The following is a 20,571-nucleotide window of genomic DNA, read 5'->3' on the forward strand; positions in this document are numbered from 1 at the left end:
CGCGCGCGATGAGCCCGACGTTGCCGCGCTGCTACGTGATCACGCCAGAGCCGGCGTCCGCGTCGGCCGCCGATTGCCACGCATTCCTCGACAGGCTGTCGGCCGTGCTGGCGCGCGGCGAGACGCTCGTGCAGTTGCGCGTGAAGTCGTTCGATGCAGACGCGTTCGCGCGGCTGGCCGCCGATGCGCTCGCGCGCTGCGACGCGGCCGGCGCGCAACTCATGCTCAACGGGCCGATCGATGTTGCGGGCGTGATGCAACTCGACGGCGCGGGCTGGCACCTCGACGGCGCCGCGCTGCGCGCCGTCGCGCAACGGCCGCTGCCGGCCGCGCGCCGCATGTCGGCCGCTTGCCACGCGGCCGACGATCTCGTGCTGGCCGCGCGCGCGGGCGTGGATTTCGTCACGCTGTCGCCCGTATTGCCAACACTTAGCCATCCCGGCGCGCCGACGCTCGGCTGGAAGCGATTCGCCGCGTTGGCCGCGCAGGCCGCGATGCCGGTCTATGCGCTCGGCGGCATGACACGCGCGCATCTCGACGAAGCGCGCCGCCACGGCGCGTACGGCGTCGCGGGCATTCGCAGCTTCTGGTAACTGCGGCCGGGTGCGCCAGCATCCGGCCGTCCGCAGGCATCATGCGCCCGGAACGGGACGCATTGCGTGTCGTACGCTGTCGTCGATCCTGCGCACGTCGTGCGTCAGCGCGTACCGGTTGACGTCGCCCGTCAGCCATGCGACGAGCGAATACGGCGGCAACTCCCCTTCATCGACCCGGTCGCGTGCGCGTGCCGGCGTCTCGAACACGACCTGCCCGCTCGGCGCATCGAACGGCACCGCGTCGGGCGACAGGTTCAATGCGATGGTCAGCGTCTCGTCATCGGCGAGCCGCCATGATGCAAGCAGCGCATCGGCATCCCCGTCACCGCTCGCCTTCAGCGCATGCGCGTCCTGCGGCCGGCAATCGGACAGCCGCGGCGCAATCAGCTTCGCGCGCACCGCGAGCGCCGACTGCACGAAATGCGCACGATCGACATCGCGCGCGGTTTCGTCGAAGATCAGCGGGATCTGCGGCGTGAGCAGCGATAGCGCGAGCGCCGCGAGGCCGGGAGTTTCCTCGTGGTCGCCATGCTCGCTTTCGCGCCATGCGCCGTCGGACAGCACCAGCGACGTGAGCGACAACCCTTCGGCGCATGGACCGTCGCCCGCCGTGGCCGGCTGGAATGCCGCGCCTGCCGCGGTCAGCGCGCGAGCGAGCGTGTGGATCGACTGGTGAGGCGAAATCCCCTCGTGCGCCGATACGTCGCGCCCCGTCAGCCGATGCAGCGCGCGTTCTCCGCAACCGTTCCACTGCGCGTCGAAATGCGTATCGGCCAGATGCACCGGGTGACGCTCGCTGCCGAGCACGAGGTGGATCATCCGGTCGGCCGGCACGGCCGCGCGCACGCGATCGGCGATCTCCCGCAGCCACGACGTGCCGATCCGGTCGGCCTCGCGCAGCCGCAAGCCGTCGCAACGGTATTCGTCGATCCAGTACAGCGCGTTGTCGCAGAAGAAGTCGCAAACCTCCGGATGATCGAGCGCGAGCGGCGGTACCTGCAGCGGATCGTCGCGCGTATGAAAGAACGGTGTCGCGTAATGACGCAGCGCGTCGGTGCCGCTGCCGAAGCGCGCGTAATCGAGTTCCAGTAGCACCGCGAGACCGTAGCCGTGCGCATCGTCGATCAGCGCCTTCAGTGCGTCGGGGCCGCCCTCCGCCGCGAGCGGCGCGAATGGCAGGCTGTCGTGCGGCGACGCGAGCAACTCCAGCGCGGTCACGCCGAGACGGGCAAGCTGAGGCAACCGGCGGCGCACGCCCTCGAAGCCGCCGACCGCGTGCGGACGAATCGCGTACAGCGCAATGCCTTCCCACGGACGTCCGCGCCAGAACGTGTTACGCCACGTGAACGCGCGCGGATCGACGACCTCGCTCGGGCCGTTGAGCCCGTCGGGTTGCGAACGCGATGCGGGATCCGGAATCGACGCGACGTCGTCGAGCCGATAACGGTAACGCGCGCCCGCACCGCATTCGACGAACGCCTCGAACCAGTGCGGACCGGCCGCCGTCATCGGGACGAGCGTCGGGCCCATACCGGTATCGAGTTCGAGCTGAACATGCGTGCTGCCCGGTGCCCATACGCGGAAATGCGTGCGCGGCGACGTGCCGAACGCGCCGCAGGGCTGCGCGCCGAACGGCAGGCAGTGAATGTAGTGCTGCGCATACGGATCGTGCGGACAATCTGACATCATGCGCTCCTCGTGCGTGCCGAGCGGCATGGCCGCGCGGTCGGCGCGGCGCATCGGGGCCCGGCATGCGACGGCCAGGCAGGGGGGAAGAAAAGTATGCGCCGGTTTCACGGCCGCGACGCATCGATTCCTCGCATTTTTAAATGCGAATCGACCCCGTCAATAGTCGCGCATAGGGCGCGCCGAGTCGGGTAGTCCGCATACCGGAATGTCTGCTCGCCTTGTTGCGCGGCCGACCCGCGCTTACGCTCCGTGCGATGCGCGTGGGCACCCCGTCCGCGCCCGAACCCGAGGAATCCGCCATGTCGCTCCCCTCCAGCGCCGCGAAGTTCGATCCGGCACGCGCGCACGAATACGCCGAACAATCCCGCATCGCGCTCGCCGGCTACGACGCGTGCCACGAGCTCGCCGCGTGCATGCTCGCGTCGGCGATCGGTGTGCCGCAGGCGCGGCTCCTCGTCGTGGGAGCAGGCGGCACCGGGCAGGAAATCTGCATACCCGCGGCGCTGGAACCCGGCTGGCAGTTCACGGCCGTCGATCCGTCCGCGCCGATGCTCGCGCTCGCGCGTGCCAACGTCGAAGCGGCGGGTTTCGCCGCACGCACGCAATTCGTCGAGGCCGGCGTCGATGCGCTGCCCGATGCGCCGGCCTTCGACGGCGCGACGCTGATCGGCGTGCTGCATCACGTCCCCGGCGACGCGGCGAAGGCCGCGCTGCTGGACGCGATCGCGCGGCGCCTGAAGCCCGGCGCACCGCTCGTGATCGCGGGCAACTATCGCCGCTACGCGGACCACCCTCGCCTGCTCGACGCGTGGCAGCAGCGCTGGCGGATGAAGGGCGCGACGCCCGACGCAGTGCGTGCGCAGCTGGCGAAAATCCTGCAGGGCGCCGATCCGCCGGCTGCCGAGGAAGCCGTGTTCGCGTTGCTGCACGATGCGGGCTTCGATGCGCCGCTGCGCTTTTTCTCGAGCCTGTTCTGGGGCGCGTGGATCGCGATGCGACGCGGCGCGTGACGACGAAAAACGGCGCGAGGCGGCACGCACACGGCAATCGCGCGCTTTCTCGAAGTGATCCAGGCGCGCGCCGCCGACCGCCTCACGCTCGAGCGTGGCAGTCCTTACGAACGGCTCGAGTCACCCGCGTCAGCTCAACAACCCGGCCGCGACGTTGATCGACAGCCCGAGCACGGCCATGTTGAAGTAGAACGACAGGATGGACTGCGCGAGCACCGCGCGCCGAGCGGAACGGTTCGCGAGCGACACGTCGGCCGTCTGCGACGCGACCGCGATCGTAAACGCGAAATACAGGAAATCCCAGTAATCGGGCTCGGGGTTGCGGTCGGGGAACCGCAGTGCGCGATCGCCGCTCGGCGAGCCGTAATAGAGCCGCGCATAGTGCAGCGTGAAGATCGTCGGAATCAGGAACCATGCGCCGAACAGCGTCGCGCCCGTGACCGCGTAATGGCCGAGCCCGGCGCGAAAGCCCACGTTCTTCGCGGTGGCGAGTTCGATCGCGATCGCAGCGACGCTCGCGACCGTCGCGATGCAGATGACCGTCAGCACGGTCGTCGCGCTCTCGTCCTCGCGGATCGCGATCTCGCGCACCTGGTGATGATGCGCGGTGACCATGCGTACCCACATCAGCACGAGATACATCCAGATCGTGCAATCCCAGCCGATCAGCGCACGCGCGGTCGGCCTCAACTGCAACGGCAGCAGCACCGCGCACAGCACGCCGACGGCGAAGGCGACGACCATGCGCGGCCGATTGCGTAACACCTGCGGATAAAGCGTCATCGTACGATTCCGAAAGCGGATGGAAAGGGTTCGGCCGGCGTGCGAACGGTGCGCTGCGCCGTGCCGAACGGTACCGCCCCGATTATCGCCATTCCTGCATGACGTGGCGATGGGCGTGAGCGCCTAAGATATCGGAATGACTCCCGTCCTCTGCCATCATCCCGCGAACGCGGCCGGCCGCGACTTCGTCGTCGGCGATCTGCACGGTTGCGTGGATGTGCTGCGCGCGCTGCTGCACGACATCGGCTTCGACCCGGCTCGCGACAGGCTGTTCTCGGTCGGCGATCTCGTCGATCGCGGCCCCGCGTCCGAAACCGCGCTCGAGCTGCTCGACCGCCCGTGGTGCCACGTGGTGCGCGGCAATCACGAAGAAGTGCTGAGCCTCGTGTCGCGCGGCAAGCTGTCGCCCGACGCGTGGCGTGGAATCGGCGGCGACTGGGGCGCCGATCTTCCGCCGGAACGGCTGCACGCGCATGCGGCACGCGTCGACGCGCTGCCGCTCGTGCGCGTGATCGGCGACGGCCCCGCGCGCTTCAACGTGCTGCATGCGGAATTCTTCGGTTCGGACGCCGAACTCGACGCGGGCAGCTATTCGCCCGACGTGCGCGAGCGGCTGATCTGGGGGCGCGACCTGGTGCAGGGGCTCGCCGACCCGGCCCGGCAGGCCGGCCTGTCGCTGACCTGCACCGGCCACACACCCGTGCGCGCGCCGCAGCGCATCGGCGCGCAATGGTTCATCGACACCGGCGCGTTCGCACCGTCCGGACGCCTGACGATCGTCGAGCCGCGCACGGGCGAGACGTGGTCGCTCACCCAGGCCGACGCGCGCGCACGTCATGCGGGCGACCTGCCGCTGCCTTAAGGCCGGTTCACGCCAATGCAGGGCCTCGGGGCCGGCGGCGTTCATGGCGGGCCCACCGCGCTGGCTAGCCGACCTGGTTCAGTTCGAACACCGCATCGATCGCGGAACCGTTCCAGTTGTATTCGAGATACGCCGCGTGATGACAGTCGCGCAGCAACGTCGTGCGGAACGCCGCGAGACACTCGCCGCGCGGGTCGCGCACCGACGGATAGACGATCCCCGCGCCGCCCGCATTGCGCACCGCGCGGCCGAGCGCCTGCCCGGCGCTGTAGTCGAGCGGATCGAGCAGCCCCGGGCTGCGCTGCGGCCACGTGCGCACGTCGGCGACGTCGCCCTGCGCGTACACCGTGTACAGCCGCATCTGCTGGCGCATCGGCGCCTCCTTCGTCGCGGCCAGGAACAGCCCGCTGTGATAGCGCGTCTCGGCGATCGCCGTATCGCGCGACCGTCCGCAGTAGAACACGCCGTAGCTGCCGTCGGAAAAGCGGCTGCCCTGCGGATTCAGGTGCGTGAACGCGGCCATGATGGGCCCCCAGCCCGGGCCGTAGCGACGCTCGGCCGGCGGCACGAGGTCGAGCGTGCCGACTTCGTTGCGGATGCGGTCGTTGGTCAGCGATTCGAGCGCATAGAGCGCGTCGAAATCCTCGGCGTCCGCCACGCGGTCGAACAGGTTGATGGCCGGAAAACGAGTGGGAATCACGCGATAGGCAGGTGCCCAGTCGACAGCGGTCGTGGGCCAGTGCCGTACTGCTTCGAGCGGCATCGTCACGCCCAGCCACCCCGCATCGCGTCGAGATATTGACGGACGGCAACCAGGTCGCCGACGTTGCCGGCGAGCATGCGGTCGAGCGCGCGCTTGCCGCCGAACGGCGCGGCATCGTTGGGCCGCTTGACCCAGGTGTCGGCCGCGGCCGGTTGCGGCAGCAGGATCTGCAGCGCCTTGTAGATGCCGAGCAGCAGCGACAGCCGCTCGAGCGTATCGCGCGGCAGGCGGGCCGATTCCGGCGCGGCCTTCCACTTGAAGAACGTCGAGCGGCCGGGCGACCCGAGTAGCACGATCTGTTCGTCGATCGTCAGCTCCCAGTCGCGCGCGATGTTGAAGAACGCGCGCAGGCCGGCCGCCGACATCCGCGCGACCGAGGCCTGCCGCGGGGCGGAATGCGAATCGAAGGCGGGCTGTGACATGATCGTTAGTCTCGAAACGAATTTACTAACAAGATTAGTCCATTTTCGTATTTTTGCAAGGGTCGCCCCCTCGACGTCGGGATTCCGTCCGAAGGACCGATATTTTTTGTCCATTCTGGACTGTAATTTTATTTTCTGCGTTAATGATCGTGCGGACAGCGCACCGGGACGCGGAGCGTCCCCGCAGCAACCGTGTCGCCCAGAACCGGACAGACCACGCCAAGGAACCACCATGAAGAGACTGATTGCCGCCGTTTCGATCGCCCTGCTCGCGGTATCGGCAGGCCCCGCCGTCGCGAAGGACTGGACCACGCTGCGCTTCGGCACCGACGCCAGCTACGCGCCGTTCGAATCGAAGGCGCCCGACGGCAAGCTCGTCGGCTTCGACATCGACCTCGGCAACGAGATCTGCGCACGGCTGAAGGCGAAGTGCGTGTGGCTCGAGAACGATTTCGACGGGATGATCCCGGCGCTGAAGGCGAAGAAGTTCGACGCGGTGCTGTCGTCGATGTCGATCACGCCGCAGCGCGCGGAACAGATCGGCTTCACGACGAAGATCTACAACCAGCCGACGCGGCTCGTCGTGAAGAAGGGTTCGCCGCTGCTGCCGACGGCCGAATCGCTGAAGGGCAAGTCGATCGGCGTCGAACAGGGCACGACGCAGGAAGCGTATGCGAAGGCGTACTGGGCGAAGCAGGGTGCGAACGTCGTGTCCTACCAGAACCAGGACGGCGTGTATGCGGACCTGACGTCGGGCCGCCTCGACGCCGCACTGCAGGACGAGGTGCAGGCCGCGATCGGGTTCCTGAAGTCGCCGCGCGGCACGGGCTACCAGTTCGTCGGGCCCGAACTCGTCGACGAGAAGGTGCTCGGCATCGGCGCCGGCATCGGGCTGCGCAAGGAAGACACCGACCTGAAGGCGAAGATCGATCGCGCGATCCTCGACATGGTCAAGGACGGCACGTACAAGCGGCTCGCGTCGAAGTACTTCGACTTCGACATATACGGCGGCTGAAGCGGCGCCGCGCGCACGGGTGCGATACCCGTCGCGCGCGGTCTGACCGCCCCTCCCCTGCTCGCCGGACGGCGACGCCTCCCTGACGTTCGCCGTCGCGCCGGTTCATCGTCCGTATCGCGCATCCGGACGCCGCACATCGTTCGCATTGCAAACGGATCACCCGCTCTGGCGACAGCAGGCGCTCGACGTCGTCAATAAGCAAAGATCGGGCGCCGGTGGACCGGTGCCCGCGTGCACATCCCCATGCGGATCGGGTTCGCGAGCGAGAAAGCGCCGGCCCGGCGCGGATGACCGGGTATCAGCCGGATCCGCCTCGCACCGGGCGCGGAGAGGTGGCCTGTCGACGCATGCCGGCCGGCAGCAAGATGCGCGGTCGACCGGCGATGGGTCGAATCACTGCGATCGCGGCCTGCCGGCCGCGGCGTGTGGCGATCGTTCGTCATTTTTCTACCCCGTGTTCGATCCGTAGCTTGTACCGGCAACCGGACATCGCCGGCGCCCCGACGATCCGTCGATGGCGGCCCATGCCGTTCGGAGCAGGGCCATGCTGCCTGCCCGTCCGTCCGGTCATCCCCGTGGACTGCGTCCTTGCCGGTCCTCGCATGGTTCGCTGCCGGACCGACCGGACGCCACGTCATCGACTTTCGCACCTCAAACTGCGCAAGGAGCGGGCCAGCTTCGTTCAAGGCCGGCCGCACAAGGCTTTCATCGGACAAGCCCGCGGCCGGAACGGGCGGGACAGGCAGGACGTTGCGAAACTGAAACGCGTCGGGCGCAGGCGGGCGCGCCCGTGTGGCGGCAACGCCTTGCCGGACAAGGCGCGCGGACGATGCGGAATATTTTCCCGACACGGGCGGCACGCCGCCGCGCGCGTTTGCCGGGTCGATTTGGGCGGCCGCCGGCGGGAAACGTTTCACGCTCTTTACATGGCGCCGGACGCCCGCGCACGGGACGACCGCAGACGCTTTCCCGCCGTCGTTCAGCCGACTCGCTGATGGTCGGCGTCGTCGGGCGGCGCGCCGTCCTTTCCGCCGTTGTCGCCGTTGTTGTCGTGGTCGTTGAGCCCGTGCTCGATCATCATCCGGTAAAGCGTGACGCGCGAGATGCCGAGTTCGGCGGCGGCCTTGTTGATCCGGTGATCGTTGCGCAGCAGCGCGTTTTCGATCGCTGTGCGCTCGGCGAGCGAACGCGCCTGCTCGAGCGTCACGGGCTCCGTTTCGCCCGGAACATCGAGCCCGAGGTCGTGCGGTGTCAGCAGCCGGCTCTCGGCCATCACGATCGCGCGGCGCACCCGGTTGATCAGCTCGCGCACATTGCCGGGCCACTCGTAGCGGCGCATCGCGTCGAGCGCGGCCGAGGTGAAGCCGCTGATCTTGCGGCCGCTGTCGGCCTTGTATTTCTGCAGCACGTAATGCGCGAGGATGTCGATGTCCTTGCCGCGCGCACGCAGCGGCGGCTCGTGAATGCGCAGCACGCAGAGCCGGTGATAGAGGTCCGCGCGAAAGCGTCCGGCTTCGACCGCGCCGTCGAGATCCACGTGCGTCGCCGAGATGATCCGCACGTCGACCGGAATCGACTCCTGGCCGCCGAGCCGCTCGATCTTCCCTTCCTGCAGGAAGCGCAGCAGGCTCGCCTGGCTTTCGATCGGCATGTCGCCGATTTCGTCGAGAAACAGCGTGCCGCCGTTCGCGGATTCGATCCGGCCCGCGCGCCGCTGGTTCGCGCCGGTGAATGCGCCGCGCTCGTAGCCGAACAGTTCCGACTGCAGCAGGTGATGCGGAATCGCGCCGCAGTTGATCGCGACGAACGGCCCCTTGCCGCGCACCGAGCGCTCGTGGATCGCGAGCGCCGTCAGCTCCTTGCCGGTGCCCGACTCGCCGGAGATGAACACGCTCGCGTCGGTCTTCGCGACCTTGCGGATCGTGCTGAACAGCTGCTGCATGGCTTCGCAGTTGCCGATCATCCCGTGCTCGCCGATCGACGCCGCGTACGCCGCGCCGTCGACGCGATCGAGCGCGGCCATCCCGCGCGCGTGGCCGAGCACGTGCGAAATCCATTCGTGCGGCAACGGCAGCGTCACGTAATCGAAACAATAGCTGCGGATCAGCTCGCGCACGGCAGCGCTGATCGTGACGCCGGCCTGCGCGACGGAAATCCAGCCGATCGCCGGCTGGCTCAGGCACGCCTTCAGCGCGGGATAGTCGCGCGACGTGAAGCCCGAGAAATCGACGAGCCCGGCTGCGACATTCACGCCGGACGTCATGTTCTGCGCGGCGCCGGCTGTCTTCGCGACCGAGATGTCCCAGCCGAGCTCGCGCAGTTGCGCCAGCAACGGCTCGTCGGGCGAACGCATGATGACGAACAGCTTGCGCCCAGCCTCGGGAGCGGTAACGGACACGGGCGGCATCTCGGACGCCGCCGTCCCGCTTGCGTCGGGTGACCTTGCAACCATCGTTGTTCCCCGCTTGGCGTTGGTATCGTGCGTCGGCTCGCCGCCGCATCCGAAGGACCTCGATCGAACCGACATATTGGCCGCATTTCCGTCCGAATAAAATCCCCCCGGGCAATAATCGCGCGCCGGGCGGATTCTTTCATGAACGGTATAACGGTGCCGCCGATGCGCGGCTAGATGGGTGATATCCGGGTGGCGAGGCGGGTGCGAAAACATGGCCGGACGGATCTCGGGCGCGCGAAGCCGCGCTGGTGCGGGCGCGCGGGTGCGACGCGCGGCGCCGGGCACGTGGAATCGGCCCGGCGGCCGTGCCGGCCCGCGCTCGCGCAACCGTTTTCCGCTTGACGCTGGTCAATCGTCAGAAGAAGCGGGGTTGATGCACGAACGCAACACGTGCCGCGCGGCGTGGCGGTGTCAGCGCCCCGATGCGAGCGGCGCGAGTGCGTTGGCGCGGCCGCGTCCGGCCGACGCGCCGTCGTGTGCGCCGTAGGCGGCGACGAGCGTGTCGACGCGCGCGAGGTGGTGGCGATTGTCGTGGTCCCACGGATGGAAGCCCGGCCGGAAGAAGCTCAGCCATTCACCCGCGATGCGCGGGAACAGCCCGCGGCGCGGCCCGTACAGGAATGCAATCATGCGCAGCATGCCGCGCACACGATGCCTGATGCCGCGATCGCGCGACAGCAGCGTCACGTGTATCAGGAACACGGTCGGCCAGAACGTCAGCGTCGTCGCCAGGTACACGCCGACGCGGATCAGGTAGCGGCGCAGGCCTGGTTTCATCACGGCGTTCCACACGTCGTAGGACACGGCCTTGTGCTCGGTTTCCTCGAGCGCATGCCACAGCCACATCTGCCGGTAGCCTTCGACCGAGCCGTCCAGGCGCGTCGGGTCGCTCAGGAGCCAGTCCGCAAGCATCGCCGTGTAGTGTTCGGCGGCGACCGTGTGCGCGAGCTGCACCGAATGCGGCAGCGTGCGCTTCGCGAAGCCGAGCACCGTCCATACTCGCTTGTCGAGCTTGCGCGCGGGCAGGCGGTTGGCCTGCAGCAGTTCGTTGTATTCGACATGCTCGCGCGTATGCATCGCCTCCTGGCCGATGAAGCCGAGCACCTGCCGCTTGAGCACCGGGTCGTCGATCCGGTCGCGATAATTGCGCACCGAATCCATGAAAAAGCGTTCGCCGGCCGGAAACAGCAGCGACAGCGCATTGAAGAAGTGGGTCACGTGCGGGCCGAGCCCATGCCAGTCCTTCGCGCGCTCGACCGGCAAGTCGAAGCGCAGGTCGCGGCGCACCGGCATCACCTCGGCTGCAGTGGCTGAAGCGGCTGACTTCATGTTCGTCGTTCTCCTGGTTTTCGGGCGGCCCGCCAGCCGTCGCGGCCTTGTCGGCGCGGGCCCGGGCAGCGCATCGCGCAACGCCGAAATCTTGACATCGATAACTGTAAAGATAGGCGCCGGCCGGCGTCGCGCGCAAGCCGCGCGGTAGACGCGCGCTTCCAAACAGGGCACGGTCGGCAGCGCGGAAAAAACGAGGTTCGAGCGGCATTCGGGCGCGCCGGGATTCGAACGCGCACGCCGGTACGCGACCGGCAGCCAGACGGCGCGCGCACGCGCCGAAATCGGCACGAAAACCCCGCGCGACGGGCGTTTCGCGGGACCACGCGGTGCCGCCCGACGTGATGCCGGGCAGCCGGGTGGCACCGATTCATACGCGCGCCGCGTTCGCGCGGCGCAACCCCGTCGGTCCGGTTCACGAAAAATTCAAACACGCGTTCCATTCTCGTTTCAGGCGGAATGCATGACCACCGCCGCGGCCGGTGCGCAATCGGCATGCCGCGGGGCGCTTGTCGCGTAAGGCGGCCCCCTGCCCGCTCGCCTACAATAGCGGTTTTACCCAACCCCTTTCAGGAGAAGTCATGTCTGTCACCACGACCGCATCGGGCCTCAAAATCGAAGACCTGACCGAAGGCAGCGGCGCGGAAGCGCAAGCCGGCCAGACCGTCAGCGTCCACTACACGGGCTGGCTGACCGACGGTCAGAAATTCGATTCGAGCGAGGACCGCAACGACCCGTTCGCGTTCGTGCTCGGCGGCGGCATGGTCATCAAGGGCTGGGACGAAGGCGTGCAGGGCATGAAGGTCGGCGGCGTGCGTCGCCTGACGATCCCGCCGCAACTCGGCTACGGCCCGCGCGGCGCAGGCGGCGTGATCCCCCCGAACGCGACGCTCGTGTTCGAAGTCGAACTGCTCGCCGTCTGACGACGCCATCGGCCGACGTCCTTCCGATGGAACGCATCCCGTCTCCCGCCATCGCGCTGCGCCGTTACGACACGTGCGAAGCATCCGACGTGCACGACTTTCATCAGGTCGTGATCGGCGTCGACGGCGCGATGGTGATGGCGGTGGACGGCGTCGGCCAGCGCATCGACCGGCACGCGGCGTGGCTGATTCCGGCCGGCGCGCGCCACGATTACGCGGGCCTCGGCGAGAATCGCCAGCTCGTGCTCGACTTGCCCGCCGCGTCGCTTGCGGTGCCCCAGCGGCTGTTCGACAGCGCGCGTGCCGTGTCGATCGACCCGGCGCTCACGTCGCTCGTCGCGCAGGTCGCGGCGGCGGCCGCGCAATTCGACGGGACAGCCGGCGACACGCAGCGCGCGCATCGCTTCCAGTGGCAGGCCGCCGCGCGTCTGTGCGACGCGCTGCTCGACGATGCCGGCCTCGCCGCGCCCGCGGCGGGCCTGGATTTCGCGCGCATCGACCGCTGGCTGCGCGCGCGGCTCGCGGAACCGCTGCGCATCGCCGATCTCGCCGCGCACTGCGGTTACGGAATGCGCCGCTTTCATCAACTGTTCGTCGACGCGTTCGGCGAAACCCCGCATCGCTACCTGCAGCGGCTGCGGCTCGACGCCGCCGTCGTGCTGCTCGCGGACGACCGCCATCCGCTCGTCGACATCGCCGGTATGGTCGGCTTCGCCGACCAGAGCACCTTCACGCACGCTTTCAAGAAGCGCTTCGGTCTCGCACCGGGGCGCTGGCGCGGCGAGCGGCACTGAGCGCTCACGCGCGTCGCCCCGGCCTGCCCGAAAACCGTGTCACGGCTCGCTGAGCCTCCCTGCCCCCGTGCCCCTGTCGCGCTGCGGCCGGCAAGCCGGGCCACATCGCGACGGTATCGACGCTTCACGTCTCACTGAAACGTCGCCCGCCCGTCGCGTCCTACGATGGGCGCATGGATACGACCACGCGCTCCCCCACCTTTCCGCCCGGGCTCGCCCGCATCGTCGCGACCGTCAGCATCGGCTTCGTCGTCACGCAACTCGACGTGACGATCGTCAACATCGCGCTCGCGCATCTGGCCGGCGATCTGCATCTGCCGGTCGCCGGCCTGCAGTGGGTCGTCGATGCGTATACGCTCGCGTTCGCGGTGCTGATGCTGTCGGGCGGCGCGCTTGGCGATCGCTTCGGCGCGCGCCGCATGTACGTCGTCGGCCTCGTGCTGTTCGCACTCGCGTCGCTCGCGTGCGGCGCCGCCGTCTCGCCCGCGATGCTGATCGCGGCCCGGGCGCTGCAAGGCGTCGGCGCCGCGGCGATGCTGCCGAATTCGCTCGCACTGCTCAACGATGCGTGCCGGCATGATCCGCCTCTGCGCGCCCGCGCCGTCGGCTGGTGGACCGCCGCGGGCTCGATCTCGATCGCGGCCGGCCCGGTCGTGGGCGGCCTGCTGATCGCCGCATGGGGCTGGCGCGGCATCTTTCTCGTGAACCTGCCGCTGTGTGCGGCGGGGCTGGCGGCCACGTTCGCATGGGTGCCCGCGCGTCACATCGGCGCTGCGTCGAAGCAACCGACGACGCCAGTGCGCGCCGTGCAGGCACTCGACCTGCGCGGTCAGCTCATCGCGATCGCGATGCTGACCGCGCTGACCGCCGCCGTGATCGAATGGCAACCGCTCGGCTTCTCGCATCCGGTCGTCGCCGGCGGCTTCGCGCTCGCGGCGCTGGCCGGGCTCGCGTTCGTCGCAGTCGAGTCGCACACCGCGACGCCGATGCTGCCGCTGTCGCTGTTCCGCCGCCGCACGTTCAGCGCGGCTGTCCTGTTCGGCATCTGCGTGAACCTCACGTACTACGGCACCGTGTTCGTGCTTGCGCTGTACCTGCAGCGCGTGCGCGGCGAATCGGCGTGGCAGGCGGGGCTCGCGTTCCTGCCGCTCACGGGCGGCTTCCTGCTGTCGAACCTCGCGAGCGGCCGCGCGGTCGCGCGTCACGGCCCGCGCGCGCCGATGCTCGCGGGCGCGCTGGTTGCCGCGCTCGGCTACGGCGCGCTGCATTTCATCGATGCGTCGACGCCGCTGCCGCTGCTGCTCGTGCCGTTCCTGCTGATTCCGACCGGCATGGGCTTCGCGGTGCCGGCGATGACGACGGCCGTGCTCGCGTCGGTCGAGCATGAGTGCGCGGGTATCGCATCGGCGGTGCTGAACACCGCACGACAGACCGGCGGCGCGATGGGCGTCGCCGCGTTCGGCGCGGTCGCGGGCAGCGGCGCCGCGTGGCAAACCGTCGAGGGCCTGCATGTCGAAACCGGCGTGTCGGCCGGGCTGCTGGTCACGGCCGCGCTGCTCGCGACGCTGGTCAGGCCGGATGCGCATCGCGGTGCATCCGGTGCGCGTCGCGCGGCGTCGGCAGCCGATTGAGCGGTGCGGTCGGCCGTCGACTGCGTCGACGATGATGTATGCGCACGCCAGATGGATCGGCGTCTGCGGGCTCGGGGCGGCGGTCAGCGTGGGGGCAATCGCCGTATGGGCCGTGACGCTCCGGCGTGCATGACGCGTGTCGACGTGTCGAACACGCCGCGCGAATCGCGGCGTACCTCGCACGGAACGAAAAAAACCGGCTCGCCCGGATCGAGCGGCCGGCATGCGGGCCGGGCGCATGCGCGTGCGCCGGCTCGACCGTCGCGGCGGCGTGCCGCGTTCGCCTACCCCGCCGCCTGGATCGCCTCTTCGTACACGCCGGCGACGCGTCGCGCGATCACCGCGTTGTCGAAGTGGTCGCGCGCGTAGCGCTTGCACGCGGCCTCGTCCGGCAGCGCGATCGCGCCCGACAGCGCGCCGCCGAGCCCTTCCGCGATCGCATCCGCGCCCGTCGACGGCAGCACGAGATCGTTGGACAACCCGGCCACCGCCTCCGGCAGCCCGCCGACCGGCGTCACCAGCACCGGCGTGCCGGACGCCAGCGATTCGACCGTGATCAGCCCGAAGCCTTCGAGCGCGACCGTCGGCACGACGCTGACCGTCGCCGCGCGGTACAGCGCCGCGAGATGATGGTCGGGCACGAACCCGAGCAGCTTCACGTTGTCCTGCAGCCCCGCGTCGTCGATGCGCTGCTGCAGTTCCTCGCCGATCTTGCCCTTGCCGGCGATCAGCAGCAGCACGTCCGGGTGACGGTGCTTGACGAGACCGATCGCATCGATCAGGTCTTCCAGCCCCATGCGCCGCACGAGCCGGCGCACGGCCAGCACGATCGGCCGGTCCTGCGGCAGTTGCAGCTTGTGCCGCGCCTCGGTCGGCGTGAGCGGCGTATCGAACTGCGCGGTATCGACGCAGCCGGGAATCACGCGTACGCGCGACGGATCGATGCCGTAGCGGTTCGTCAGGATCTGGCCGAATGCCTGCGACAGCACGATCAGGCGCGACGAGCGCGTATAGACGGCCTGTTCGAGATAGCGCTTCGCGCGCTGCCCGAGCGACGCGGCGCCCTCGACCTGGCTTTCGTCGGCCCACGGCCCCTGGAAATGCGACACCTGCGGAATCCCGCGCGTCACGTCGAGGCCCGGGAACGTGTACAGCGCGAAGTGCGACGAAATCACGTCGGGCCGCTCGCTGCGGATCTCGTCGCGCAACGCGCGGCGCGCGGCGAGCATGCGGCGCGCAAGCGGCTGCGACGCGGGTCCGAAGCCCTGGATCGCACCGCCCGTGTCGTCGGCGACCTTCGGCGAGCCGGCAACGAGCCCGCGCACCTCGACGCCCGCACCGGGCAGCGCGCCGACGAGCGAGTAGTACATCCGGTCGAGGCCGCCCGCGCGTTCGGGGAACCAGTGCATGCCGATCTGCAACGATTTGATCGGCCGGGAAGATTGGGACATTACGACTGCTCCTGCGTAACCGCATGCTCGACCCGCTCGAACGCGGACGGCTGCGAGGGTTGGCCGATGCGCCGGTATAGCGCGACATACTGGGCGCCCATGTGGGCCCAGCCGAAACGGGTCATCAGTTCGCGGGCCGCGTCGCCCATCGCGCGACAGGTGTCGCGCGACGCCGCGAGCGAGCCGATCGCCTGCGCGAGCGCGGCCGGATCGTCGGGGTCCTCCAGCACGATCCCGCAGTCGCGCGTGATGATTTCCGCGCCGCCGGCGGTGCGCGCGGTGACGACCGGCAGCCCGGCCGCCATGGCTTCCAGCAGCGACAGGCTCATCGCTTCGTAGCGCGACGGAAACACGTAGGCGTCGACGGAGCGCATCAGCGTGGGCATGTTCTTCACGAGACCGAGGAAATGCACGCGCGAATCGATGCCGAGCGCGCGCGCCTCGTCCGGATACGGGCTGCCGGGCAGATAGCCCGCCACCGCGAGATGAACGTTCGCCGGCAGCTTCGTCAGCGCCTTCAGCACGGTGCCGAGGTTCTTGCGCGGCGTGCGCAGGTCGCCGACGAACAGCAGCAGGAACGCATCGTCCGGCAGCTTGAACGCCGCGCGATCGGCCTGCGCACCCGCGAACGCGCTGCCGTCGACGCCGTTGTAGATCACGCTGATCTTGCCGCTGTCGATGCCGAGCCCGGCGATCTCGTCGGCCACCTTCTGCGATACGGCCGTAATCGCGCGCGAACGCCGGTACGCCCAGCGCTCGAGCACCGTATTCACGCGCGTGTAGACATACTGGTAGGCCGACCACAGCCCCTTCGTCAGCCCGAACGGGTAATACGGGCTCTTGAACCAGCCGCCGTGCACGAAGTGCGCGGTATTCACGTCGGCCTTGATCCACGAAATGAAGCCGTTGACATGCAGCACGTCGTACTCGCTGCGATGCGCGCGCAGCCACCACGCGCTCTTCAGCGCGAACACCTGCTGCTTGACGAGATTCGACGGCCAGAAGCCGCCGACCTTCACCGGCACCCAGCGCACGCGCGGGTCGGCCAGCAGCTCGGGCGCGACATGCGACGCCACCAGCGTGACCTCGTAGTGCTCGGCCAGCGCCGCGCGCGCGATTTCGTAATTGACGCGGCCCTGCCCGTCGTTATGTCGCACGACGTGCGTGACGATCGCGATTCTCAATGGTCGCCTCCCCGTGAACGTGCGGCGGCCAGCAGGCGCTGTGCCTTCTGCCAGTGCGCCGCGGATAGTATTGAAAAAATGGCCGTGAACAGCAGCAGGCCGCCCGTGCCGATCAGCGAGTTCGTGAACACGAGCATCGCGAACACCGACAGGCACAGGCTCAGGCATGCGCCGACGAACTTGTCCTTGCGCAGCTTGAACGCCGCGCGCACGGTGCGGGCGAGCAGCATCACGACGCCCGACAGGTACAGCAGCGTGCCGGGCCAGCCGAGCACGAACGGCACGTTCATCACGCCGCTGTCGAAGCTGCCGTACTTGCCGAGCTCGCCGCTGTCGCTCGACAGCTTGGTGGACGCGCCGGTCGCGCCCATCCCCTCGCCGGCGACGTCGGTGAACGCCGTTTGCGCGAAGGTCGCGTAGAACTTGTTGCGGTCGTCGTAGCTGCGGTCGTCCTTCAGGTTCGCGATCGATTGCAGGCGCGCGCCGAGGCGGTCGGCCACCGGCCCGACGGTCAGCAGCGGCACGCATAGCCCGACCAGCACGACACCGCTGATCAGGATCCGCATCCGCACGCGGTTGCTCGACTGCACGAGCTGGATCGCGAGCGCGATCACCCAGCCGCCCCAGGTCGAGCGCACGAGACACAGCGCGAACGACACGAAGCCGGCGGCGCCCGCGAACCATCGGACCTTCTGCGGCGCCGCGAACACGAACACCAGCGCGCCCATGATCGCGAACGCGAACGGCCCCGACGAGTTCATCGTGCTGAAGACGCGGACACCGTACGGCACCGGCTCGCCCTGCGAACCCATGTCGGAGCCGATCATCCACAGCACGTCCCACTGCGGCATCACGAAGTACTGCACGACGCCATACACGCCCATCACGAGCATGCCCCACATGAACGTGGACAACAGCACGTCGCGGTACTCGGGATAGTCGCGCGAGTTGACCATGATGTGAAAACCGATCAGCACCGGGTACACCCAGTTCGCGAGGTCGTAGGTCGCGGCCATCACGCCGCTCGACACGATCCCGACGAGGTACGCGTACGTGAGCCCGAACAGCATCAGCAGCACGGGTATCCCGCGCCGCTGCGCGAGCACGCGGTAATGCCTGAGCAGCCCGAACCCGGCGATCATCGTCACCGCAAGCGGCGCGACCTGGATCAGGCTCGTCGGCGTGAACGCGCCCTTCGACCAGTCGGCGAGACGCCGCACTTCCGGGCTCAGGAACCACACCCACCACATGAAGCCGACGTAGCGCGCCGGGCTCTTGAAATACAGCCAGATGCCGACCGCGATGGCCAGCACGGGAAACGCGAGCGTCAGCACCTTGCCCTGGTGAATGGCGATCAGCGCAGCGGTAAACGTCCACAGCCCGGCCTGCCCGACCCAGTGCTTCGGTTCGGGTAACCAGCTGCGGCTGCGCGACGGTGCGCGTTCGGCGGCAATCGTACTCATCGATCCGTTCTCACCGCGACGACGGGCGCGAATCCGCGAGCGGCATCGCGAGACCGGCCGCCGCCGGCGTGCGGCGCCGGCGCAGCATGTCGCGCGTGATCCGCACGTGCTGCGCGGCGAACGCCTGCGTGGTCAGGTCGCGCTCGCGCAGGCACGCGGCGGCGGCACGCGCGCATTCGAGCGCCGCGGCCGGATCCGCCACGAAGCGATCGGCGGCCTGGCGCATCGCCGCTGCGTCGAACGCCGGCACGTAGGCGGCCGTATCGTGCGGGAAGTAGTCGCTGAGCCCGCCGACGTCGGACACGATCATCGGCTTGCCGACCGCCGCCGCCTCGAGCATCACGGTGATGCCCGATGCGTGGAAGTTCGGCCGCAGCGGCACGACGATCACGTCGGCCCATGCGTACAGCTCATGCTGCTTCGCGAGGCCCGACGCCGAGCCGATCTTCACGTTCGGTGCATGCCACTCGCGCGGCACGCGGCGCCGCGTCGCGAGCCGCACGTCGTAGCGCTCGTCGCCGCCGAACGCGGCAAGAAACGTGCGCCAGTCGCGATCGCGGTCGTTGCCGATCGCGGCGATCCGCAGCGGCCGGTTCGGCTTCCACTGTTGCGGCTCGGTGAGCGGGAAGTCCTGCGTGTTCAGCCCGTAGTAGACGAACTCGGCCTCGCGCCCGAGAAAGCGGCGGCACAGCTCGGCGTTGTCGCGGGCGAGCGTCGTCAGCGCGTCGGCGCGCGCGAGCAGCTTGCGGTACAGCCAGCGGCGCGGGCCGCCGAACGTGTTCCACTTGTCGAACAGCCACACGCTCTGCGCGAGCAGCAGCGGGCGCTTGCCTTGTGCGCCGGCGAGCTTCAGGATCAGCGCGGCGGCGAGATGCTCCTGCTCGGTGTGCGTCCAGATCACGTCGGTGTCCAACAACGCGGCGCGATTGCGCCACGCATGCACGACGTCGAAGCCGAGCGCCGCCTTCAGCGCACGGCGCGCGAGGCTCGCGACGCGGTTCTCGCGCCGGTCCTGCGAATAGGTCAGCCGGAATTCGTCGGATTCCGCGTGGTGATAGCCGTACAGGCAGCCAATGTTCTCGCCTTTCCGGTAAGTACGCGGATCGGCGCCGTGGAACAGGTGGACGTGAACCTTCGTGGAATTCATGCAAGCCCTCCGGGGATGGCCGCGCGTCGTGCGCGCAGCCCGTTCAAGACGTCACCGGCGGCATCGCCGCACGATGGGGGGCAAGGTCGGCGCGGCGCGCATCGCGTGCGCCGCGGCGCACCGCGCGCCAGTGCTCGCGCACACGGTCGCGCCGCGCGGTATGCAGCGACAGCAGCACGTGCGCGAAGCCCGGATAGACGCGCGTGCCGATCAGCGTCCACCACCACCACGCGATCTCGCGCCGCACCGGCGGCAGATGCTCGCGCAGGATCAGGTGCAGGTTGTACGCGCCGTTGCTGATCGCATTCAGCGATGCCGCATCGCGCCGGTCGTCGTCGAAACGCTCGGCCGGAAAATGATCGACCGCGATCGCCGGGTCGTAGACGAGCTTCCAGCCGTCACGCTGCACCTGCATGCTGAAACCCATGTCGTTGTGCACCTGCGCGCCGGCGCCACGCAGCCGCGTGTCGAAGCGCAGGCGTTCGATCGCGGCGCGGCGGTAGCTCATGTTCGCGCCCTTGAGCATGTCGACTTCGCGTGCGCCGCCGACGCCCAGATGATGGTTGCCGACGATCTTGCCGGACAGCATGAGCTGGCCGACGAGCTCGCGCGACTCGTCGAGCACGCGGCCCTTCTCATGCACCCAGTCGCGGCCGCCGACCGCACCGACGCGAGGGTCGGCCAGGAACACGGCTTCGACGCGCGCGAGCCAGTCGGCGCGCGGCGCCGCGTCGTCGTCGGTGATCGCGACGATGTCGCCGCTCGCCGAGTCGAGCCCCTTGTTCAGCGCGGCGACCTGCCCCGGCACGTCGACCGGCACGATCCGCAGCGGCAGCATGCCGCCGACTGCTGGATCGGCGAGGCGCTCGTGCGTGGCATCGTCCTCCGGGCGCGCGACGACGATCACCTCGTCGGGCAGCCGCTGCTGGCGCTGCAGCGCCAGCAGGCAGCGCGCCAGGTCGGCGGGCCGCCTGTAAGTCGGAACGAGCACGGAAATTTTCATCGAGGGTTCTCCAGTCGGCCGGGCCGGCGCTGCGCACGCCGGCCCGGT

18 protein-coding genes are annotated in these 20,571 nt (G+C 69.0%); 7 read left to right on the plus strand and 11 right to left on the minus strand.

Annotated features, from left to right (window positions below; genetic code table 11):
• Positions 1-8 precede the first annotated feature (8 nt).
• Complete coding sequence (locus WS75_RS01445; RefSeq protein WP_059678831.1) at positions 9-593, plus strand: thiamine phosphate synthase; 585 nt, start codon at positions 9-11, stop codon at positions 591-593.
• A gap of 39 nt (positions 594-632) precedes the next feature.
• Here WS75_RS01445 and WS75_RS01450 read toward each other — a convergent pair whose 3' ends face one another.
• Positions 633-2,282 carry a DUF3459 domain-containing protein gene (locus WS75_RS01450; protein WP_059678921.1) on the minus strand — a complete coding sequence of 550 codons (1,650 nt, stop codon included), beginning with the start codon at positions 2,280-2,282 and terminating at the stop codon, positions 633-635.
• A gap of 302 nt (positions 2,283-2,584) precedes the next feature.
• Here WS75_RS01450 and WS75_RS01455 point away from each other — a divergent pair, with 302 nt between their 5' ends.
• Entirely contained in the window at positions 2,585-3,295 is a 711-nt protein-coding gene (locus WS75_RS01455) for a class I SAM-dependent methyltransferase (protein ID WP_059678832.1), read from the plus strand.
• 129 nt (positions 3,296-3,424) lie between these two features.
• Here the strand turns inward: WS75_RS01455 and WS75_RS01460 are convergent, their stop codons facing one another.
• On the minus strand, positions 3,425-4,078 hold the full coding sequence (locus WS75_RS01460) for a DUF1345 domain-containing protein (RefSeq protein ID WP_059678833.1): 654 nt from the start codon (positions 4,076-4,078) through the stop codon (positions 3,425-3,427).
• 136 nt (positions 4,079-4,214) lie between these two features.
• On the opposite strand from WS75_RS01460, the gene WS75_RS01465 reads away from it, so the two are divergent.
• Positions 4,215-4,940 (plus strand): metallophosphoesterase, encoded by a 726-nt coding sequence (locus tag WS75_RS01465; RefSeq protein ID WP_059678834.1) that lies wholly within the window; start codon positions 4,215-4,217, stop codon positions 4,938-4,940.
• Positions 4,941-5,004: 64 nt separating this feature from the next.
• On the opposite strand, the gene WS75_RS01470 is transcribed toward WS75_RS01465, so the two are convergent.
• Complete coding sequence (locus WS75_RS01470; RefSeq protein WP_059678835.1) at positions 5,005-5,703, minus strand: RES family NAD+ phosphorylase; 699 nt, start codon at positions 5,701-5,703, stop codon at positions 5,005-5,007.
• A gap of 2 nt (positions 5,704-5,705) precedes the next feature.
• Positions 5,706-6,125, minus strand: coding sequence for an MbcA/ParS/Xre antitoxin family protein (locus WS75_RS01475; RefSeq protein WP_059601665.1), 420 nt, complete (start codon positions 6,123-6,125; stop codon positions 5,706-5,708).
• Positions 6,126-6,357: 232 nt separating this feature from the next.
• Between WS75_RS01475 and WS75_RS01480 the strand changes: the two genes are divergently transcribed.
• Positions 6,358-7,140, plus strand: coding sequence for an ABC transporter substrate-binding protein (locus WS75_RS01480; protein WP_059678836.1), 783 nt, complete (start codon positions 6,358-6,360; stop codon positions 7,138-7,140).
• A 982-nt stretch (positions 7,141-8,122) separates the two neighbouring features.
• On the opposite strand, the gene WS75_RS35020 is transcribed toward WS75_RS01480, so the two are convergent.
• On the minus strand, positions 8,123-9,595 hold the full coding sequence (locus WS75_RS35020; RefSeq protein WP_059678837.1) for a sigma-54 dependent transcriptional regulator: 1,473 nt from the start codon (positions 9,593-9,595) through the stop codon (positions 8,123-8,125).
• Positions 9,596-10,009: 414 nt separating this feature from the next.
• Positions 10,010-10,927, minus strand: coding sequence for a metal-dependent hydrolase (locus tag WS75_RS01490; RefSeq protein WP_059678922.1), 918 nt, complete (start codon positions 10,925-10,927; stop codon positions 10,010-10,012).
• A gap of 581 nt (positions 10,928-11,508) precedes the next feature.
• On the opposite strand from WS75_RS01490, the gene WS75_RS01495 reads away from it, so the two are divergent.
• The 3 genes from WS75_RS01495 to WS75_RS01505 all read left to right on the plus strand — a co-directional run bounded on the left by WS75_RS01495 (position 11,509) and on the right by WS75_RS01505 (position 14,275).
• On the plus strand, positions 11,509-11,850 hold the full coding sequence (locus WS75_RS01495; protein ID WP_059678838.1) for an FKBP-type peptidyl-prolyl cis-trans isomerase: 342 nt from the start codon (positions 11,509-11,511) through the stop codon (positions 11,848-11,850).
• A gap of 26 nt (positions 11,851-11,876) precedes the next feature.
• Positions 11,877-12,644 (plus strand): AraC family transcriptional regulator, encoded by a 768-nt coding sequence (locus WS75_RS01500; RefSeq protein WP_059678839.1) that lies wholly within the window; start codon positions 11,877-11,879, stop codon positions 12,642-12,644.
• Positions 12,645-12,817: 173 nt separating this feature from the next.
• Positions 12,818-14,275 (plus strand): MFS transporter, encoded by a 1,458-nt coding sequence (locus tag WS75_RS01505; protein WP_059678840.1) that lies wholly within the window; start codon positions 12,818-12,820, stop codon positions 14,273-14,275.
• Positions 14,276-14,559: 284 nt separating this feature from the next.
• Here the strand turns inward: WS75_RS01505 and WS75_RS01510 are convergent, their stop codons facing one another.
• From WS75_RS01510 to WS75_RS01530, 5 genes are read right to left on the minus strand one after another with little or no spacing between them, the layout of a single operon-like run.
• A complete protein-coding gene (locus WS75_RS01510) occupies positions 14,560-15,726 on the minus strand; it encodes a glycosyltransferase family 4 protein (protein ID WP_059678841.1) in 1,167 nt (388 codons plus the stop codon).
• The gene (locus WS75_RS01515) at positions 15,726-16,910 is read right to left on the minus strand and encodes a glycosyltransferase family 4 protein (RefSeq protein ID WP_059678842.1); all 1,185 of its coding nucleotides are present in this window, start codon (positions 16,908-16,910) and stop codon (positions 15,726-15,728) included. Before WS75_RS01515 ends, WS75_RS01510 begins: the two co-directional genes overlap by 1 nt.
• Positions 16,907-18,373, minus strand: a complete 1,467-nt coding sequence (locus tag WS75_RS01520; protein ID WP_059678843.1) for a glucose-6-phosphate isomerase — start codon at positions 18,371-18,373, stop codon at positions 16,907-16,909. Before WS75_RS01520 ends, WS75_RS01515 begins: the two co-directional genes overlap by 4 nt.
• Before the next feature lie 10 nt (positions 18,374-18,383).
• Positions 18,384-19,520: a glycosyltransferase family 4 protein gene (locus WS75_RS01525; RefSeq protein WP_059678844.1), complete on the minus strand. Its 1,137-nt coding sequence runs from the start codon at positions 19,518-19,520 to the stop codon at positions 18,384-18,386.
• Between the two features lie 43 nt (positions 19,521-19,563).
• A complete protein-coding gene (locus WS75_RS01530) occupies positions 19,564-20,523 on the minus strand; it encodes a glycosyltransferase family 2 protein (protein ID WP_059678845.1) in 960 nt (319 codons plus the stop codon).
• Between the last annotated feature and the right edge of the window lie 48 nt (positions 20,524-20,571).

The sequence above is a fragment of the Burkholderia sp. FL-7-2-10-S1-D7 genome (assembly GCF_001524185.1).
GTDB classification, from domain to species: Bacteria; Pseudomonadota; Gammaproteobacteria; order Burkholderiales; family Burkholderiaceae; genus Burkholderia; species Burkholderia diffusa.

What these genes read in the sequence shown, in the direction of transcription:
- WS75_RS01445 (WP_059678831.1), top strand. Translation starts at nt 9, where the DNA reads ATGAGCCCGACGTTGCCGCGCTGCTACGTGATCACGCCAGAGCCGGCG.
- WS75_RS01450 (WP_059678921.1), bottom strand. Translation starts at nt 2,282, where the DNA reads ATGTCAGATTGTCCGCACGATCCGTATGCGCAGCACTACATTCACTGC.
- WS75_RS01455 (WP_059678832.1), top strand. Translation starts at nt 2,585, where the DNA reads ATGTCGCTCCCCTCCAGCGCCGCGAAGTTCGATCCGGCACGCGCGCAC.
- WS75_RS01460 (WP_059678833.1), bottom strand. Translation starts at nt 4,078, where the DNA reads ATGACGCTTTATCCGCAGGTGTTACGCAATCGGCCGCGCATGGTCGTC.
- WS75_RS01465 (WP_059678834.1), top strand. Translation starts at nt 4,215, where the DNA reads ATGACTCCCGTCCTCTGCCATCATCCCGCGAACGCGGCCGGCCGCGAC.
- WS75_RS01470 (WP_059678835.1), bottom strand. Translation starts at nt 5,703, where the DNA reads ATGCCGCTCGAAGCAGTACGGCACTGGCCCACGACCGCTGTCGACTGG.
- WS75_RS01475 (WP_059601665.1), bottom strand. Translation starts at nt 6,125, where the DNA reads ATGTCACAGCCCGCCTTCGATTCGCATTCCGCCCCGCGGCAGGCCTCG.
- WS75_RS01480 (WP_059678836.1), top strand. Translation starts at nt 6,358, where the DNA reads ATGAAGAGACTGATTGCCGCCGTTTCGATCGCCCTGCTCGCGGTATCG.
- WS75_RS35020 (WP_059678837.1), bottom strand. Translation starts at nt 9,595, where the DNA reads ATGGTTGCAAGGTCACCCGACGCAAGCGGGACGGCGGCGTCCGAGATG.
- WS75_RS01490 (WP_059678922.1), bottom strand. Translation starts at nt 10,927, where the DNA reads ATGAAGTCAGCCGCTTCAGCCACTGCAGCCGAGGTGATGCCGGTGCGC.
- WS75_RS01495 (WP_059678838.1), top strand. Translation starts at nt 11,509, where the DNA reads ATGTCTGTCACCACGACCGCATCGGGCCTCAAAATCGAAGACCTGACC.
- WS75_RS01500 (WP_059678839.1), top strand. Translation starts at nt 11,877, where the DNA reads ATGGAACGCATCCCGTCTCCCGCCATCGCGCTGCGCCGTTACGACACG.
- WS75_RS01505 (WP_059678840.1), top strand. Translation starts at nt 12,818, where the DNA reads ATGGATACGACCACGCGCTCCCCCACCTTTCCGCCCGGGCTCGCCCGC.
- WS75_RS01510 (WP_059678841.1), bottom strand. Translation starts at nt 15,726, where the DNA reads ATGTCCCAATCTTCCCGGCCGATCAAATCGTTGCAGATCGGCATGCAC.
- WS75_RS01520 (WP_059678843.1), bottom strand. Translation starts at nt 18,373, where the DNA reads ATGAGTACGATTGCCGCCGAACGCGCACCGTCGCGCAGCCGCAGCTGG.
- WS75_RS01525 (WP_059678844.1), bottom strand. Translation starts at nt 19,520, where the DNA reads ATGAATTCCACGAAGGTTCACGTCCACCTGTTCCACGGCGCCGATCCG.
- WS75_RS01530 (WP_059678845.1), bottom strand. Translation starts at nt 20,523, where the DNA reads ATGAAAATTTCCGTGCTCGTTCCGACTTACAGGCGGCCCGCCGACCTG.